General features: G+C 73.8%; 15 protein-coding genes. 8 read left to right on the top strand and 7 right to left on the bottom strand.

Annotation, left to right across the window (positions count from 1 at the left end):
- Positions 1-54 precede the first annotated feature (54 nt).
- Positions 55-1,353, bottom strand: a complete 1,299-nt coding sequence (locus tag ACH01S_RS02215) for a helix-turn-helix domain-containing protein (RefSeq protein WP_067884749.1) — start codon at positions 1,351-1,353, stop codon at positions 55-57.
- Positions 1,354-1,686: 333 nt separating this feature from the next.
- Between ACH01S_RS02215 and ACH01S_RS02210 the strand changes: the two genes are divergently transcribed.
- From ACH01S_RS02210 to ACH01S_RS02195, 4 genes are all read left to right on the top strand, one after another.
- Complete coding sequence (locus tag ACH01S_RS02210) at positions 1,687-3,132, top strand: NCS2 family permease (protein WP_067884747.1); 1,446 nt, start codon at positions 1,687-1,689, stop codon at positions 3,130-3,132.
- 168 nt (positions 3,133-3,300) lie between these two features.
- Positions 3,301-4,464 (top strand): glycerate kinase, encoded by a 1,164-nt coding sequence (locus ACH01S_RS02205; RefSeq protein ID WP_067885247.1) that lies wholly within the window; start codon positions 3,301-3,303, stop codon positions 4,462-4,464.
- A gap of 279 nt (positions 4,465-4,743) precedes the next feature.
- Positions 4,744-5,244: a hypothetical protein gene (locus ACH01S_RS02200; RefSeq protein ID WP_067884745.1), complete on the top strand. Its 501-nt coding sequence runs from the start codon at positions 4,744-4,746 to the stop codon at positions 5,242-5,244.
- A gap of 149 nt (positions 5,245-5,393) precedes the next feature.
- Positions 5,394-5,657: a hypothetical protein gene (locus tag ACH01S_RS02195; RefSeq protein ID WP_148344567.1), complete on the top strand. Its 264-nt coding sequence runs from the start codon at positions 5,394-5,396 to the stop codon at positions 5,655-5,657.
- Between the two features lie 340 nt (positions 5,658-5,997).
- Here the strand turns inward: ACH01S_RS02195 and ACH01S_RS02190 are convergent, their stop codons facing one another.
- Complete coding sequence (locus tag ACH01S_RS02190) at positions 5,998-6,294, bottom strand: hypothetical protein (protein ID WP_067884741.1); 297 nt, start codon at positions 6,292-6,294, stop codon at positions 5,998-6,000.
- Between the two features lie 556 nt (positions 6,295-6,850).
- Positions 6,851-7,120, bottom strand: coding sequence for a hypothetical protein (locus ACH01S_RS02180; RefSeq protein ID WP_067884736.1), 270 nt, complete (start codon positions 7,118-7,120; stop codon positions 6,851-6,853).
- Between the two features lie 1,009 nt (positions 7,121-8,129).
- On the opposite strand from ACH01S_RS02180, the gene ald reads away from it, so the two are divergent.
- The 3 genes from ald (at position 8,130) to ACH01S_RS02165 (ending at position 10,294) form a co-directional block, all read left to right on the top strand.
- Positions 8,130-9,245: an alanine dehydrogenase gene (gene ald, locus ACH01S_RS02175; protein WP_067884734.1), complete on the top strand. Its 1,116-nt coding sequence runs from the start codon at positions 8,130-8,132 to the stop codon at positions 9,243-9,245.
- Between the two features lie 48 nt (positions 9,246-9,293).
- On the top strand, positions 9,294-9,881 hold the full coding sequence (locus tag ACH01S_RS02170; RefSeq protein WP_067884731.1) for a histidine phosphatase family protein: 588 nt from the start codon (positions 9,294-9,296) through the stop codon (positions 9,879-9,881).
- Positions 9,882-9,994: 113 nt separating this feature from the next.
- Entirely contained in the window at positions 9,995-10,294 is a 300-nt protein-coding gene (locus ACH01S_RS02165; protein WP_067884729.1) for a metal-sensitive transcriptional regulator, read from the top strand.
- A gap of 326 nt (positions 10,295-10,620) precedes the next feature.
- Here the strand turns inward: ACH01S_RS02165 and ACH01S_RS02160 are convergent, their stop codons facing one another.
- On the bottom strand, positions 10,621-11,154 hold the full coding sequence (locus tag ACH01S_RS02160; RefSeq protein WP_067884726.1) for a MarR family winged helix-turn-helix transcriptional regulator: 534 nt from the start codon (positions 11,152-11,154) through the stop codon (positions 10,621-10,623).
- A gap of 117 nt (positions 11,155-11,271) precedes the next feature.
- Between ACH01S_RS02160 and ACH01S_RS02155 the strand changes: the two genes are divergently transcribed.
- Complete coding sequence (locus ACH01S_RS02155) at positions 11,272-12,810, top strand: DHA2 family efflux MFS transporter permease subunit (protein WP_067884724.1); 1,539 nt, start codon at positions 11,272-11,274, stop codon at positions 12,808-12,810.
- A 15-nt stretch (positions 12,811-12,825) separates the two neighbouring features.
- Here ACH01S_RS02155 and ACH01S_RS02150 read toward each other — a convergent pair whose 3' ends face one another.
- From ACH01S_RS02150 to ggt, 3 genes are all read right to left on the bottom strand, one after another.
- Positions 12,826-13,683: an oxygenase MpaB family protein gene (locus ACH01S_RS02150; protein WP_246236922.1), complete on the bottom strand. Its 858-nt coding sequence runs from the start codon at positions 13,681-13,683 to the stop codon at positions 12,826-12,828.
- Between the two features lie 122 nt (positions 13,684-13,805).
- Positions 13,806-14,165 carry a divalent-cation tolerance protein CutA gene (gene cutA, locus ACH01S_RS02145; RefSeq protein ID WP_067884720.1) on the bottom strand — a complete coding sequence of 120 codons (360 nt, stop codon included), beginning with the start codon at positions 14,163-14,165 and terminating at the stop codon, positions 13,806-13,808.
- Between the two features lie 49 nt (positions 14,166-14,214).
- On the bottom strand, positions 14,215-16,140 hold the full coding sequence (ggt, locus tag ACH01S_RS02140; protein ID WP_306303229.1) for a gamma-glutamyltransferase: 1,926 nt from the start codon (positions 16,138-16,140) through the stop codon (positions 14,215-14,217).
- Positions 16,141-16,238: the final 98 nt, after the last annotated feature.

Below are 16,238 nucleotides of genomic sequence, written 5' to 3'. Positions count from 1 at the left end.
GGCGACACGCAGAAATATGGACGCGGCGCCGCGCGTCCGGGTTCGCCCGTCTTCTCAGACGCCGACGCAGGTGAGGGCGCGCCGGTAGGCGGCCATCCGGGGCTCCTCGGAGCCGCCCGTCTCGGCCAGCACCTCGGCGAGGTCGAACCACGCCTGCGCGGCCTCCCGGGACGACTCCATCTCCTCAAGGCAGGTAGCGGCGCGGGTCAGCACCTCCACGGCCCGCTCCCGGCGGCCGAGCCGCACCGACGCCTCGCCGAGCACGGTCAGCGCCCCGGCGGTGGCCCGGCGCGGGGCGTCCCCGAGCAGGTCGAGGGCCTCCTCGGCGAGCCGCACCGCCTCGGCGGGACGGCCGAGCGCCGTCTCCGCGCGGGCCAGCTCGGTCAGGCACCAGGCGACGTCGATCTCCCCGGACGAGCTGGCGCTGATCTCGCCGCGCACCCGGCTGAGCAGCTCGCGGGCGCGGACGGCCTGGTCCGGCCTGGCGCGCAGCAGCAGCCCGGCGTAGATGACGCGGAGCCGGCTGAGGTCGCGGGGGTCCTCGTCGTCGCCCGCGAGCATCAGCGCCCGCTCGGCGAGGGCGACGCCCTCCTCGTACTCGCCGCGGATCTCCGCGACGTAGGCGGCCTCCCAGTAGGCGACCATCCGGGCGCGCGGGCTGCCGATCCGCTCGGCCCGCTCGACGAGCTGCGCGGCGAGCTGCCGGGCCCGGACGAGGTCGCCCCGCTCGATGAACGCGGCGAGCAGCGCCGCGCCGAGGTGCACGGCCGCGTCGGTCGAGTCGGCGCCGGTCGCGATCAGGTGCCGCAGCGCGTTCTCGGCGGCGTGCACGCCCGCGCTGATGTCGCCGCGCTCGCGCAGGCAGCGGCTGAGCGCGACGTGCACCTTGGCCCAGTGGTCGAGGTCGGTCTCCGCGGACGCCTCCTCGGTGAGCCCGGTGAGCTGGGCGATGGCCTCCTCCAGCTCGCCCGCGGCCTCCAGCGCGAGGGCGTGCCCCCAGCGCGCCTGGTGCAGCATGTCCGGCAGCGCGACCGCGTCGGCGCTGGCGAGCACCTCGGCGAACCGGGCCCGCGCCTCGGCCGCCGCGCCGTTGCTCAGCGCGATCTCGGCGTAGTCGAGGGTGACGCGCAGCTCGTCCACGACGTCCTCGCTGACGCCGCTGACGAGGTAGGTCGCCGAGCAGTTCAGCTTGGCGGCGAGCAGCTCCACCACGCTCGGGGCGGGCACCCGCTTGTCGCTCTCGATCAGCGAGATGTAGCTGTCGGACAGCTCGGGGAAGGCGAGCTGCGCCTGACTCACGCCCTGCCTGATCCGCAGGGCGCGGATGCGCTGCCCCAGTGTCTCCCGATCCATCGTGTGTCCACCGCCTACAGAGTTCTCAGCTCGGGGTGCTCGCCGGCCGCGTGCCGCGGGGCGAGTGAGCAGAAGCCGGTCCGCTGCCCATAGTGCCGACATAGCGCCCGGTCACGGCCGCCATCCGGCGGAATCGGTACCGAAGCGTGTTCTGCATCCGGGCAGGCTATAGCGGACGGACCGCCCCCGTCACGCGAGTGCCGCGGCCGCGGAGCGCCGGACGGGCGGCCGGGCCGGACCGGCGCGGGACCGGTGCGGGACGCCCGCCGCCGCGGCGACTACCCTGTGCACCGCCATTTCCGAGACCGTGCTGCCGAGAGCGGAGACCCCGTCATGCCAACGATCAAGGCCGCGGCGACCGACGATTCACCGCCCGCGGGCGGCGGCGGGCCGCTGGACCGGCTGTTCGACCTCACCGGCCGGCGGACGACGGTCGCGCGCGAGCTGCGCGGCGGCGTCACCACGTTCTTCGCGATGGCCTACATCATCCTGCTGAACCCGATCATCCTCGGCGGGGCGAAGGACGTCACCGGCGCGACGCTGTCGATCCCGCAGCTCACCACGATGACGGCGCTGTCCGCCGCGGTCGCCACGGTGATCATGGGACTGGTCGGGAACGCGCCGCTGGCGCTCGCCGCGGGCCTCGGCATCAACGCGGTCGTGGCGTTCCAGGCGGCGCCGGTGATGACCTGGCCGCAGGCGATGGGCCTCGTCGTGATCGAGGGCGCGGTGATCGTCGTGCTGGCGCTCACCGGCATCCGCGAGCGGATCATGAACTCGATCCCGCTGGCGCTCAAGCACGCGATCGCGGTCGGCATCGGCGCGTTCATCGCGCTCGTCGGCTTCATCGACTCCGGGTTCGTCACGTCCAGCGCGACGAGCCCGCCGCTGACGCTCGGCACCGGCGGCCACCTCGCGACCTGGCCCGCGCTGGTGTTCGCGCTGACGCTGCTGCTGATGATCGTCCTGTACGTGCGGCGGATCCCGGGCGCGATCCTGATCAGCATCATCGCCGGGACGGTCGCCGCCGTCGCCATCCAGGAGAACACGTCGATCAAGCAGGGCGGCTGGGGCGTCGTCACCCCGAACATGCCGGAGAAGCTGTTCGCCCGCCCCGACTTCGGGCTGTTCGGCGAGATCGACCTGTTCGGCGGGTTCGGCAGGGCTGGGGTCATCACCGCGCTGGTCGTGCTGTTCACGCTGGTGCTGTCCGGGTTCTTCGACGCGATGGGAACGATCCTCGGGATCAGCGACGAGGCCGGGCTCGTCGGCCCGAAGGGCGAGGTGCCGCGGCTCGGCCGGATCCTGTCCGTGGACGGCCTGTCCGCCGCCTTCGGCGGGATCACGAGCTCGTCCGCCAACACGGTGTTCGTCGAGTCGGCGGCGGGCGTCGGGGAGGGCGCCCGGACGGGCCTCGCCAACATCGCCACCGGCGCGCTGTTCACGGTGACGCTCTTCCTCACCCCGCTCGCCGCGACCGTCCCGGCGCAGGCGGCGGCGCCCGCGCTGGTCGTCGTCGGCGCGCTGATGATGACCCAGGTCGCCAAGGTGACCTGGGACGACCTCGACATCGCGATCCCCGCGTTCCTCACCATCGTGCTGATGCCGTTCGCCTACTCGATCACGATCGGGATCGGCGGCGGGATGGTCAGCTATGCGCTGATCAAGGCGGCCAAGGGCCGGTGGCGCGAGGTGTCGGTGTGGCTGTGGCCCGTGGTGCTGCTGTTCCTGGTCTTCTTCGCGATCGAGCCGATCGAGCAGTGGCTGGACGTGCGGTAGCCGCCCGGCGCCCCGTTTCTCCGCCGGTTTCCGGCCCGCCGCCGTGACTCCGCGCCCGTCTGTCTGTCCATTCCAGCGCGTCGGACGCGCTCGCGGGTGTCAAATAGTGCCGTCATGGCGTAAGCAGAAGGTAGGGCCTTACCCCCCGGCGTGAAAGGCGTGGCTGTGGTGTCCGCGGACTCTCCCCCTCACCCGTCCCCGCCGGGTCACGTCCTGCTGGCACCCGGGAGGTTCCCCGGGGCGCTGACCGCGGCGCAGGCGGCCCGCCATCTCGCGACCGGGCTGCGCCGCGCCCGGCCGGGCGTCCCGATCGTGGAGCTGCCCGTCGCGGACGGCGGCGAGGGCACCGTCGAGGCCGCCGTCGCCGCCGGGTGGCGGCGGGTCGAGATGGAGGTGTGCGGGCCGACCGGGCAGCCGGTGAACGCGCGCCTGGCGGTCAACGGGCGCAGCGCGGTGGTCGAGCTGGCCGAGGCGTCCGGGCTGCGGCGGCTGCCGGACGGACGGCCGCGCCCGCTCGTCGCCTCCAGCCTCGGCACCGGGCAGATGATCGCGCAGGCGGTGCGGCTCGGGGCGCGGCGGATCGTCCTCGGCCTCGGCGGCGGCGCCTGCACCGACGGCGGCGCGGGCCTCGTCCAGGGGCTCGGCGGCCGGCTGCTGGACGCGCTCGGCAAGGACCTCCCGCCCGGCGGCGCGGCGCTGCGCTCGCTGCACGCCCTCGACCTCCGCGGCCTGCCCGACATGTCGGGCATCGAGGTGGTGGTGGCGGGCGACGCCGCGGGCCCGCTGCTCGGCCGCGGCGGCGCCGCCGCCGTGGACGGCCCGCGCCGCGGCGCCACCCGCGACGAGGTCCGGCTGCTGGACGCGGGGCTGCGCCGCTGGGCCGACCTCGCCGAGGCGGCGTCGCGCCGGGCGGCCCGGGACGTCCCCGGCGCCGGCACGGCGGGCGGCGTCGCGTTCGCCGCGCTCACCTTCCTCGGCGCGACGATCGAGCCGGGCGCGTCGCTGATGCTCGACCTGCTCGGCTTCGCCGAGAAGGCGCGCGGCGCGCACCTCGTCGTCACCGGCGAGGGCTCGCTCGACACGCGCTCGCTGCGCGGCACCGCGCCGATCGGGGTGGCGCGCGCCGCCGCCCGCGCGGGCGCGCCCGTCGTCGCGGTGGCCGGCCGCCGCGGCCTGACCGGTGAGCAGCTCCGCAAGGCGCGGATCCAGGCGGCCTACGCGCTCGCCGACATCGAGCCCGACGCCGAGCGGCGCGTCCGGCTGGCGGGGCCGCTGCTGGAGCAGCTCACGGTCGCGATCGCCGACGAGTGGCTCCCGCTGCCGCGCGCCTGACCCCCGCGCCTGACCCGCTGCACCGGGCCGCGCCTCGCGGTAGGCGCGCCTTCCGGGCGCGCATGATCAACGTTGAATTCATCCGGACGGCCGTTCACTATTATGACCGATTCACGGGGTTTGACCGGCAATAGCGGGGCGTCAGCGATTCGGCGGGCGGGTTTTCGCCCCGGCCGAGGGTGGCCACCGTCCGTGATCGGGCGTGTCCGATCCCGGTGGTATCGGCTGGTCGGGCCCCCTACACTTGGAGACCGGGAGTGAGCACTGGAGAGAAGCGGCATGGGCCTGATTCGCGATGAGGACTTCCTGCTCCTGTGGCGCGAGCATGGGAAGGAACTGCCCTGGCGGGGGTATGCCCAGCGGCTGAGCGTCCTCGTCGACAATGAGGTGACGGAAAGCTACGTCCGGGTCTGGGTGCAGCGAAACCGCGAACGCCTCCGGAACGAGTACGGAATCACCGTCGGGGCCCGGCACGTGCGCGCCGACCGCGAGTTCGAGGCCTGGCCGAACCTGCCCCGGCAGGAGCGGAACCAGAGCCTGTACCGGCTCCTGGAATACCACGCCCGCGCCCGGCAGCTCGGCGTGGAGAATCTGGCCGTGTCGGTCCGCGATATGTACGTGACCGCCGTCCGGAACATGCGGGCGGGTAATCAAATCATCCGATACGACCCGGACCGCGGGCTCTACCGGTCGAGCCGCACTCCGGAAGAGGCGCTCGCCGACCCGATGTATGAACGCATCTCCGAGCCGAAAGAATCCTACGCCGCCCGGCACAACTAGTCGGGGCACAACTAGTCGCGGCACAACCGCCCCGAAACGCGCGCCGGATCCCATGTCGCCCTGTCATAACTGTCAGCACTCTTGTACCTTTGTGTTCGAGGGCCGTTCTTGACACAAGGCCCTGCCGCCGCGGGGTTGGGAGAGGAAGGGTGCGCGATATCCGGTCATTGGCCCTCGCCGGTGAGATCGACGCGAATCTGATGTCACCCGAAGGCGGCGCGATCGTCGTCGTGGAACACGGAACGCTCATCGCCTGCGATCGGCCTGATGACATGTCCGAACTCGATAACGCCTGGTTGGACGAGGTCTTCGAGCGCTTCGGCGTCACCGAACTGCCCCCGCCCTGCTATATCGCCGAAGGCGAGCTCGCGGGCTGGCGTTACTGGAGCCTGGAGCTGGAGAACGACGGCTGAAGCGCGCCGCGCGCCGGGCCGTCCCGAACGAAGCGCCGGTTCACGCCGGACCCCGTGTCCGGTCGTGACCGCGCACCTTCTCCGCCAAAGGAAACGTAAAAGCCACTCCGGCGGACGTCTCCGGAATGGCCGAAATGTGACACGGCCTTAGGAACGCTCCACTAAACGGAGCGCTCCTCCGTCGGCGGCGAGCCGACGAGTGGGGGCCGCGGGCCGAGGGCGCGAGCGCGAGTGGGCATGGGTAGGGCCGGGGCGGCCCCCGCTCACCCCGGCCCTCGTCATCGGCCCTCTCGGGCCCGCTCCCCCTCCGGCCCGTGTCCGGGCCCTCGGGCGCGCGCGCTCAGGCGCTCACCGCGTCCTCAGGCGCGGGCGCCGGACGGGACGGGCGCGCGGGGTAGCGCCCCCGCCGCGGTCCCGGCACCGGCTGCTGGAGCAGTCTCATGAGGACGACGCGGAACGGGCTCGGCGCCCCCTCCGGCCACACCCCGTGCACCGTCAGCAGGCACGCCCCGCACTGGGAGCACACGTGCAGCGGAGCCAGCAGGGACCGGTCCGACAGGCGGCCCAGCGTGATCTCCAGCGTGGGGAGCTGCGCGCACCCCGGCTGGGGTCCCTGGCAGCGGTCCTGGTCGTGCATGCCTGCCTCCTCGGTGGCGGCCGCGCCCGCGCCGGCCGGGGCGGATCGGGGGCGCGGTGGGACGGGACCGCGCGCCCCGGCCGGTTCGGCCGGGCGCGGTGACCGCGGTCTCGCAGCGCCGCAGCGGGCTTTCGCACCCGCAGGCGCAGGACCGGCGGCGGTCGTGCTCCCAGCGCTCCAGCAGGACCGCGAGGGAGCAGATGAGCAGTGCCGCGAGCAGTGCCGAAAGCGCCGAATCGGCGCCGCCGTGGATCCGCTCGAAGCCGGAAATGATGGCGTTGCCCTCCATGGCTCCTCTCCTGCCATAGGGACGTGCGGCGAGAATCCCCGCCGCGGAACGGCGAGATCCCCATTGTTGCATGGGCTAAAGTCCTTTCGCATCACGGAAGGATCACACTTTAGCCCATGAAACAATGGCACGCCGACGTCCCCTGGACGGTGCATCGATCCAATGCGCGCGAGGCATTGGCGCCGTTCCGTCCAGGGGACGTCGCAGGGTTTTCCGTTAATGCCGTCCGGCGATTTCGAGCGGCCGCGGCGACCGCCCGCCCGGCGATTAGAAGCGCACTTCCCGGGCATTGCGTTCCGGCCAGCGGCCGGCGACCCGGCCGGCCCGGTCCTCGCGCCCGTGCCACCGGACGTAGAACACGGTCAGCCGCAGCGCGGCGACCGCGCCGCCCGCCGCGACGCAGGCGGCCAGCGCGTGCCAGACCGTCCACCACGGCCCGGGGGCCGCGCCCTCGCGGACGAGATCCCCGGCCACGACGGCGGCCAGCCCGGCGGAACTGAAGGCGGCTCCGTAGCCGCCGAGAACGGTGACCTTCATCGACCTGCTCCCCCGTGAACGCGGAGCACCCCCCGGCCCGGCCTGGCCGGGGGGTGCGTATCCGCGGGCCGCCCGCTCCCCTCCGGCGCGCGGCAGCAGCCGCCGGAGCCCCCCGGGAGCGGGCGCGGGCCCGCTGTCGCGCCGGCGGCCCCGCCGGCGCGGCGACTCCGGGACGGGGCATGAGCCGTCCCGGTTGATGGCGACTGGCACGCGGCCGAACCGGCCTGCCCCGTTCCCCCCGAAATGGAGCAGGCCGGTCCCATCACCACGGTGTGACCATCAGTCACATCCGGCCGTCTCCGGTCCGGACGTGAACGACTATAGCCCACGTAACAGTGGCCCGCAAACACCACTTGAGAAAGGCGCGTCCACCGCGTCCGAAAAAGGCGTTCGCGGCAGCGCCGGGCGGCCGCGGAGCCCATTTGGAGCAGACCACACAAAGCAGGATTGACACCCCCGAAACCCCGACTCCGCACGGAAGTCGGGCGGCCGGCCGCCGCTCCGCGCGTCGTCGGAGCGCCGCCACCACCGGAAGGGCCGCGGCGGCGGGGACGTCCCCCCGCCCTCCGGAACGGCCGTCCGTTACACCCGCGAGCGTCACGTCCGAAACAGGGTATTACGTCTAATTACGGGAAGCGCCGGGCAGGCTCCGCGAAGAAAACCGCCACGACCTCCGCCGCCGAGTTGCGAAGCCGACTTAGCCCTTGTAACTTGAAGTCGTCACGCCCGGGGAACCGGGGGTCTGCCACAGAAGGCTCGTCGGGACGTGAGTCCCGGGCGCGACACCGATCCCGGGCTCACTCCCAAGTAGCAGGCCGGTCGTCGGTTCCGGAGGCCCTCAGTCCGTGCGCTGGGGGCCTCCTTCGTTTCCGCCGTTCCCGGCCCGCGTTCCGGGCTTACATCGTGTCATCAGGACCGGCGATGCCCTTACACCCTGCACATGGGCACGGCGCCGCGGCGGGCACCACGCTGGAGACGTACATCCCGATCACCAGCAGCGGAGGATCCCGTGAAGATCGGCGTCCCGCGCGAGGTCAAGAACCATGAGTACCGGGTGGCCATCACCCCGGCCGGTGTCCATGAGCTGACCCGCCACGACCACGAGGTCTTCGTCGAGCGAGGCGCCGGCCTCGGCTCGGCGGTCCCGGACGACGACTACGTCGCCGCCGGCGCCAAGATCCTGGACGGCCCCGACGAGGTCTGGGCCGAGGGCGACCTCATCCTCAAGGTCAAGGAGCCCATCGCGTCCGAGTACCACCGGATGCGCGACGGCCAGGTCCTGTTCACCTACCTCCACCTCGCGGCGTCCCGCGAGTGCACCGACGCGCTGCTGGCCGCCGGGGTCACCGCGATCGCGTACGAGACCGTCCAGCTCCCGGACCGCTCGCTGCCGCTGCTCGCGCCCATGTCCGAGGTCGCCGGGCGGCTCGCCCCGCAGGTCGGCGCGTACAACCTGATGGCCTCCAACGGCGGGCGCGGCGTGCTGCCGGGCGGCGTGCCGGGCGTCGCCCCGGCGAAGGTCGTCGTCATCGGCGGCGGGGTGTCGGGCCTCAACGCGGCGCAGATCGCCGTGGGCATGGGCGCGGACGTCACCATCCTGGACGTCAACGTCGACCGCCTCCGCCACATCGACGCCATCTACCAGGGACGCCTCCGCACCCTCGTGTCCAGCGCCTACAGCGTCGAGCAGGAGGCGCGGGCCGCCGACCTCGTCATCGGGGCCGTGCTGATCCCCGGCGCGAAGGCGCCCAAGCTGATCTCCAACGAGCTGGTGGCGGGGATGAAGTCCGGGTCCGTCCTCGTGGACATCGCGATCGACCAGGGCGGCTGCTTCGAGGACTCCCGTCCCACCACGCACGCCGACCCCACCTACCGGGTGCACGAGTCGACGTTCTACTGCGTGGCGAACATGCCGGGGTCGGTGCCGAACACGTCCACGTACGCGCTGACGGGCGTGACGCTCCCCTACGCCGTCCAGATCGCCGACAAGGGCTGGCGCGGCGCGCTGCAGGCGAACGCCGCCCTGGCCCGGGGGCTCAACACGCACGCGGGCCAGCTCGTCTACGACCACGTCGCCGAGGCGCACAACCTCCCGTTCACGCCGCTGGCGTCGATCCTGGACTGACCGCCCCCGAGGTTCCGGGCGCCCGCTCCCCCGGGTAGACAGTGACCCATGGGTGAGCTGATCCTGCTGCGGCACGGGGAGACCGAGTGGAGCCGCGCCCGCCGCCACACCGGGCGGACGGACCTGCCGCTGACGGAGCGCGGCGAGGAGCAGGCGCGCGCGCTCCGCGGGGCGCTGCGCGGGCGGCGGATCGTCCGGACGGTGTCGAGCCCCGCCGAGCGGGCGCTGCGCACCGCCGAGCTGGCCGGGCTCCGGGTGGACGACGTCGACCCCGACCTGTGGGAATGGGACTACGGCGGCTACGAGGGCGTCACCACGCCCGCGATCCGGCGGGACCGTCCCGGCTGGTACCTGTGGGACGACGGGGTGATCCCCGGCGACGCCGCCCATCCGGGCGAGACGGTCGAGCGGGTCGGCGAGCGGGCGGACGCCGTCCTCGCCCGGGCGGAGCCGCTGCTCGCGGACGGCGACGTCGCGCTCGTCGCGCACGGCCACGTCCTGCGGGTGCTCACCGCGCGCCGCCTCGGCCTCGCGCCCGTCCAGGGCCGCCTGTTCGCCCTGGAGACCGGGACGGTGTCGGCCCTCGGCGCCGAGCACGACCGGCCGGTGATCACCGCCTGGAACGTCCCGGCGTGAGCCCCGCCGCGCGGGGCGGTCGTAACGTCGTCCCCAGCGCATAAGGTACCCATTGGGGGATGTCCCCCAGGGGTACCGGGGCGCGTGCCCCCGAAGGGATTGCGAGGACGGAGATGGCGACCAGCGAGACCCCCACCCGCGGGTACACCGCCACCAAGGACCAGCTGCAGACCCGGCTGGCGAGGATCGAGGGCCAGGTGCGCGGCATCGACCGGATGGTCGAGGAGGACCGCTACTGCATCGACATCCTCACCCAGATCAGCGCCGTCCAGGCCGCGCTGGACAAGGTGGCGCTCGGCCTGCTGGACGGCCACGTCCGGCACTGCGTGGCCGAGGGCGCGGAGGAGGGCAAGAGCGACGCCATGTCCACCGAACTGATGGCCGCCGTCGGCCGCCTAATGCGCCGCGGCTGACCCGGGACCGAGCTGGCCCCATGGCCCCGCACGCGCGCCACCCCCGCCGCAAGCCCGGCCCTCACCACGCACCCGGGCCTAACCGCGTCCGGGCTTAGCCGCGCCCAGGTCTGGCGGCGTCCAGGTCTCGGCGTCCAGGTCTCGCCACGTCCAGGTCTGGCTGCGCCCGGGTCCCGCCACGTCCAGGTCCCGTCGCGTCCAGGTCTCGCCGCGTGCAGGTCTGGCTGCGCCCGGGTCCCGCCACGCCGGGTCTCGCCGCGTGCAGGTCTCGTCGCGTGCAGGTCTGGATGCGTCCGGGTCTCGCTGCGTCCGGGGGCGGGGCTCGGTCAGGTGTTGGGGCAGTCGTCCGGGCGGCCTGGGGCGGGTCTGTGGCGGCGGGCGCGCTCGATGCTGTCTACGAGGACGCGCCACCCGTTCAGGAAGTGCCGCCGCTCCACCGGGTCGAGGGCCTCCAGGGCGGTCCTGAGGGGGCGGACCCGGCGCCAGGCGAATCGCTCGATCGCGGCGCGGTGCGCCTCGTGCAGGCTGACGATCATGCGGCGGCGGTCCCGGTCGTCCGGGCGCCGCTCGACGAACCCGCCGCGCTCCAGCTCGCCGAGGAGCTGGCTGGCCGTGGCGGGGTTCAGCGCCATGTGCCGGGCGAGGACGCCGACCGGCGCGGGCCCGTTCAGCACGAGCGCCATCAGCGCGGGGACGTGCCGTGGCCCGAGTCCCGCGTCCTTGACCCGCGCCATGAACTCCTCCGCCTCCCGGTGGCCGTCCGCCCCCTTCATGCCGCGCACCATCCGGCTCATGAGCTGGATCAACGTCTCCAGGTCGGCGTCGATCGACGGGTCGGTCGTCCCGGAATCGTCAGACATACCTTGAATTTCAACATATTTCGTGATCCACTGCCAGACATATTGAACTTCAAGGTGTTTCACGGTTCAACGATCGGGGACACGGGGCAACCGGAGACCGACGCAAGGGGGCCGACCATGGCCGAAATCCCGTCCACCAGTGTGGCGCCGCCTGAGGGCGGCCCCGCCGAACGGCTCGACCGCCGGACGATCGTGCTCGGCCTGGTGATCGTGTCGGGGACCGTGATGGCGATCCTGGACACCACGATCGTCAACGTGGCGCTGGAGACGCTCGGCCGCGACTTCTCCGCCGGGCTGTCCACCATCCAGTGGGTGATCACCGGCTACATGCTGGCCATGGGCACGGTCATCCCGCTGACCGGCTGGGCCGTCGACCGGTTCGGCGGGCGGCGCGTCTGGATGACGTCGATCGTGCTGTTCGTCCTCGGCTCGGTGCTGTCCGGCCTGGCCTGGAACATCGAGTCGCTGATCGTCTTCCGGGTGCTGCAGGGCCTCGGCGGCGGGATGCTGATGCCGACCGGGATGGCGATCCTGACGATGGCGGCCGGGCCGCGCCGGCTCGGCCGGATCATGAGCATCATCGGCGTGCCGATGCTGCTCGGGCCCGTCCTCGGCCCGGTGCTCGGCGGCTGGCTGGTCGAGGACGTCGACTGGCGCTGGATCTTCTTCGTGAACCTGCCGGTCGGCGCGCTCGCCCTCGCGCTCGCCTGGTGGAAGGTGCCGCACGACCACGGCGAGCACCGCGCGCCGGCGTTCGACGTGCGCGGGCTGGTGCTGCTGCCGCCGGGGTTCGTCCTGCTGATCTACGGGCTGTCCACGGCGACCAGCCACGGCGGCTTCGGGGACCCCGCGACGATCGGCTGGCTCGCGGCCGGCGTCGTCCTCGTCGGCCTGTTCGCGCTGCACAGCCTGAGCCGGGGCGAGCGCGCGCTGATCGACGTGCGGCTGTTCGCGGACCGGACCTTCGCGACCGCGTCCGCCGCCGTGTTCTTCGTCGGCATCGCGCTGATGGGCTCGATGCTGCTGATCCCGCTCTATTACCAGACCGGGCGCGGCGAGGGCGCGTTCGCGGCCGGGCTGCTGCTCGCCCCGCAGGGCCTCGGCGCGGCGACCGCGATGCCGCTGGCCGGGGTGATCACCGACAAGCTCGGCGCGGGGCGGATCGTCCCGTTCGGGATCGTGCTGCTGGTGCTCGGGACGGTCCCCTTCGCGCTCGTGCAGGCCGACACGTCCTACTGGCTGCTCGGCACCGCCCTCTACGTGCGGGGGCTCGGGCTCGGCTGCACGATGATGCCGACGATGTCCGCGGCGCTCACGACGCTGCGCAGGGAGATGGTGTCGCGGGCGAGCAGCACGCTGAACATCATCGTCCAGCTCGGCGGGTCGGTCGGGACGGCGCTGCTCGCGGTCGTCCTGTCCCGGCAGATCAGCGACCGGATCCCGCACGCGGGCGGCGGCGGGGCCGAGGCGGGCGGCCTCGGGCGGATCCCCGAGCAGGTGCGCGAGCAGGTCGCGCCGAAGCTGGCGGACGCGTTCGGGCACACGTTCTGGGTGGCGCTCGGCCTCACCGCCGTGCTGATCGTCCCCGCGCTGCTGCTCCCCCGGCACGGCGCGCGCGCCAAGGACGGCGAGGGCGGGGCGGTCCCCTTCGAGTGACCCCCGGCGCGCGCCTCAGGACGCGATCGTCCAGGCGGCCGGGTCGGCCTCGTGCTCGCGCGTGAGGCGCCTGGCCCGCCGGGCGTCCGGGGAGTAGCGGTACCGCTCCGGGACGATCCGCGTCGTCCGGTGCAGCCCCTTCAGCGTCACCGTCGCGGCGAGGTCGGACGTCGGCAGGCCCGGCAGCCCGTACATGCGGCGCGCCCAGCGCGGCAGCGTCGCGACGACCAGCATCCCGATGCCGGGCGCGGCGAGCTTCAGCGGCAGCAGGTTGCGCGGGACGGCCGGGCTGAACATCCGGCGCAGGCCGTCCTTCGCCTCGTCGCACGCCCAGATCCGGCCGCGCATGCCCGCGTAGTAGTCGCGCATCTCGGCGACGGACGCGGGCACCTGCGCCGGGTCGAGGCCGACGACGGCGGCGGCGCGGCGCTGCTCGTCCACGAAGGCGTCGGCGTCCGCGCGGGTGAGCCCGACCCCGGCGCGGCGGGCGACGTCCAGGTAGGAGTCGACCTCGCCCATGTGGACCCACAGGAGGTTCTCGGGGTCGTCCACCGGGAACGTCTCGCCGGTGGACAGGTCGAGGCCGGTCAGCTTGGAGTGCAGCTTGCGGACGCGGCGGCCCACCCGCTCGACCTCGGCCTCCGTCCCGTAGGTGCGGACGCGGACGAACTCCACCGTCCGGCCGAGCCGCGCCCACGCCGCGGACGGGTCCATCAGCTCGGAGTTCTGCGCCGTCCCCCACATCGACCGCGGGTGCAGGGCCTGGAGCAGCAGGGCCCGGATCCCGCCGACGATCAGCACGGGCTCGCCCATGATCCGCCACGTCACCGAACCCGGCCCGAAGAGCCCGTGGTCCGCCGGCTCGTCGCGCACGTCCCGCACCTCGACCGCCTCCCGTCGCCGCCGGCCGGCGCGGGGGCGCCGACCGAAGTAACCGAAGACTTACCCAATCACGCGCGCGTCACACGATCAATCCCCCCACCTGCGGGGCCGCGTCAGTCCTGGGCGTCGGCACCGGCCTCGTCGGCGCCGTCCGGCTCGGTCTGCTCGGTGATCCAGGCGAGGTAGTCCATGCTGCCCGCGACGACCGGGGTGGCGATGATCTCGGGGGTGTCGTAGGAGTGCCCGTCGGTGATCAGCGTGGCCAGCTCCTCGAACCGGGCGGCGGAGGTCTTGAACAGGACCATCCACTCCTCGGCCGACTCGATCTCGCCCTCCCACCAGTACGTGCTGGCGATCGGCCCGACGAGCTGCGCGCACGCCGCGAGCCGCTCGGCCACCGCGGACCGCGCCAGCTCGGCCGCCTCGGCGCGGGAGTCGGTGGTGGTCGTCACCTGCACGTACGTGTGGGCCATGGCACGAGTCCTTCCCTGTCGCCGCGCGCGCACGCCCCCGCCGCGGTCACTACCCCGCCGCGCCCGGCCGGGCGGGGCGTACGACGAGCGCGCTGCCGCCGCCCCGCCGCACCGGCTCCGCGACCGCCTGGACGAGCCCAGGCCGCAGCACCTCCAGCCCGGTGGCCGCGCCGATCACGCCGAGCGGCGGTCCGGGGAACAGCTCAAGCCGGTGCCCGCGCGCGGCGAGCTGGCGGCCGTAGGCGTCGATGAACGGCTGCTCGGCGAAGACCTGCGGGGTGTTGCGCTGCGTCGCGCGCGGCGCGGCGAGCGCGGTCGGCAGGTCCATGCCGAGGTCGATCCGGTTCATCAGGATTTGCAGGACGGTCGTGATGATCGTCGAGCCGCCGGGGGTGCCGAGCGCGAGCCGGGGGCTCCCGTCCTTCAGCACGAGCGTCGGCGACATGCTGCTGCGCGGGCGCTTGCGCGGGCCCGGCAGGTTCGGGTCGGGCGGCGCGCCGGGCGCGGGCGGCTGGAGGGTGAAGTCGGTCAGCTCGTTGTTCAGCAGGAACCCGCGGCCGGGGACGGTGACGCCGCTGCCGCCGAACTGCTCGATCGACAGCGTGTAGGCGACGACGTTCCCCCACCTGTCGGCGACGTTCAGGTGCGTGGTCTGCGGGCCCTCGAACGCCAGCGCGCGGGTCTGGGTCCCCGGCGGGACGCAGGGCTCGTAGGAGCCGTCCGGCGAGCCGGGCGCGACCGGCGCGGCGGCGGCCCGGTCCGGCCGGATGAGGCAGGCGCGCTCGCGGGCGAACCCGGACGACAGCAGCTCCTCCAGCGGGACGCCGACCTTGTCGGCGTCGCCCACGTAGCGTCCCCGGTCGGCGTAGGCGAGCTTGGACGCCTCCAGGTAGTAGTGCAGCGCGGTCGCGGGGTCGCGCCGGTCGAGCCGGAAGTTGCCGAGGATGTTCAGCGCCTCCCCGACCGTCGAGCCGCCGGACGAGGACGGCGGCATCCCGTAGACGTCCATCCCCCGGTAGGGGACGTGCGTCGGCGCGCGCTCCACGGCCCGGTAGGCGGCCAGGTCGTCCGGCTCCATCAGGCCGGGCCGGACGTTCCGCCCGGACGCCGGGTCGACCGGCGGCCTCGCGACGGTCGCGGCGACCTCGCGGCCGAGGCGGCCCCGGTAGAACCAGCCGGTGCCGCGCTTCGCCAGCTCGCGGTAGGTGCGGGCGAGGTCGGGGTTGCGGAACACCGTGCCGACCTCCGGCGGCTTCCCGCCGGGCAGGAACAGCTTCCGGGTGGGGACGATGTCGCGGAAGCGCGCCTCGTTCACCGCGGTCTGGTCGTGGAACTCCTGGTCGACGACGAAGCCCCGCTCGGCGACCTTGATGGCGGGACCGAGCGCGTCGCCGAGGCCGCGGGTGCCGAAGCGGCGGAGCGCGAGGTCCCACTGGGCGAGCGTGCCGGGGACGCCGACGCTCAGCCCGCTCGTCACCGCCTGGTCGAACGGCAGCGCCTTGCCGGTCGCGGGGTCGACGAACGAGCCCGGCCCCATCCGCCCCGGCGCGAACTCGCGGCCGTCGACGCTGTGGACGCGGCGCGTCTTCGCGTCGTAGTAGGTCATGTAGCCCCCGCCGCCGATCGCGGCGACGTAGGGCTCGGTGACGCCGAGCGTGGCGGCCGCGGCGACGGCGGCGTCCATCGCGTTGCCGCCGCGCCGGAGCACGTCCAGGGCGGTGCGGCTGGCGTCGGGGTCGACGGTGGAGACGGCGCCGCCGTAGCCGGTGGCGACGGGCTGCTTGACCGGCGCGCCCGGCCGGCCGGGCACGGGAGCGGGCGCGAGGCCGGGAGCGGCGGTGGCCCGGGCGGCGGCGGGGGCGGTCAGGGACGCGGCGGCGGCGAGCGCGGTCAGCGCGGCGAGGCGGCGCGCGGCCCGCGACGGGCCCGGCGGCGCCGGGCGCGGGGCTTCCGAGGACGACGGGGAGCGGAACACCGGACCTCCTGATGAACGCGGCGTCCCTACGGTGTCATCGATCTTCGTCCGATGCCACCGTCCGCACCGGCCGACCCCGGACGCGCGACACGCCGTGC

It is taken from the genome of Actinomadura chibensis NBRC 106107, assembly GCF_001552135.1.
GTDB classification, from domain to species: Bacteria; Actinomycetota; Actinomycetes; order Streptosporangiales; family Streptosporangiaceae; genus Spirillospora; species Spirillospora chibensis.
Note: the sequence above shows the minus strand (reverse complement) of the source record. Positions and strands in the feature narration are given on the sequence as shown.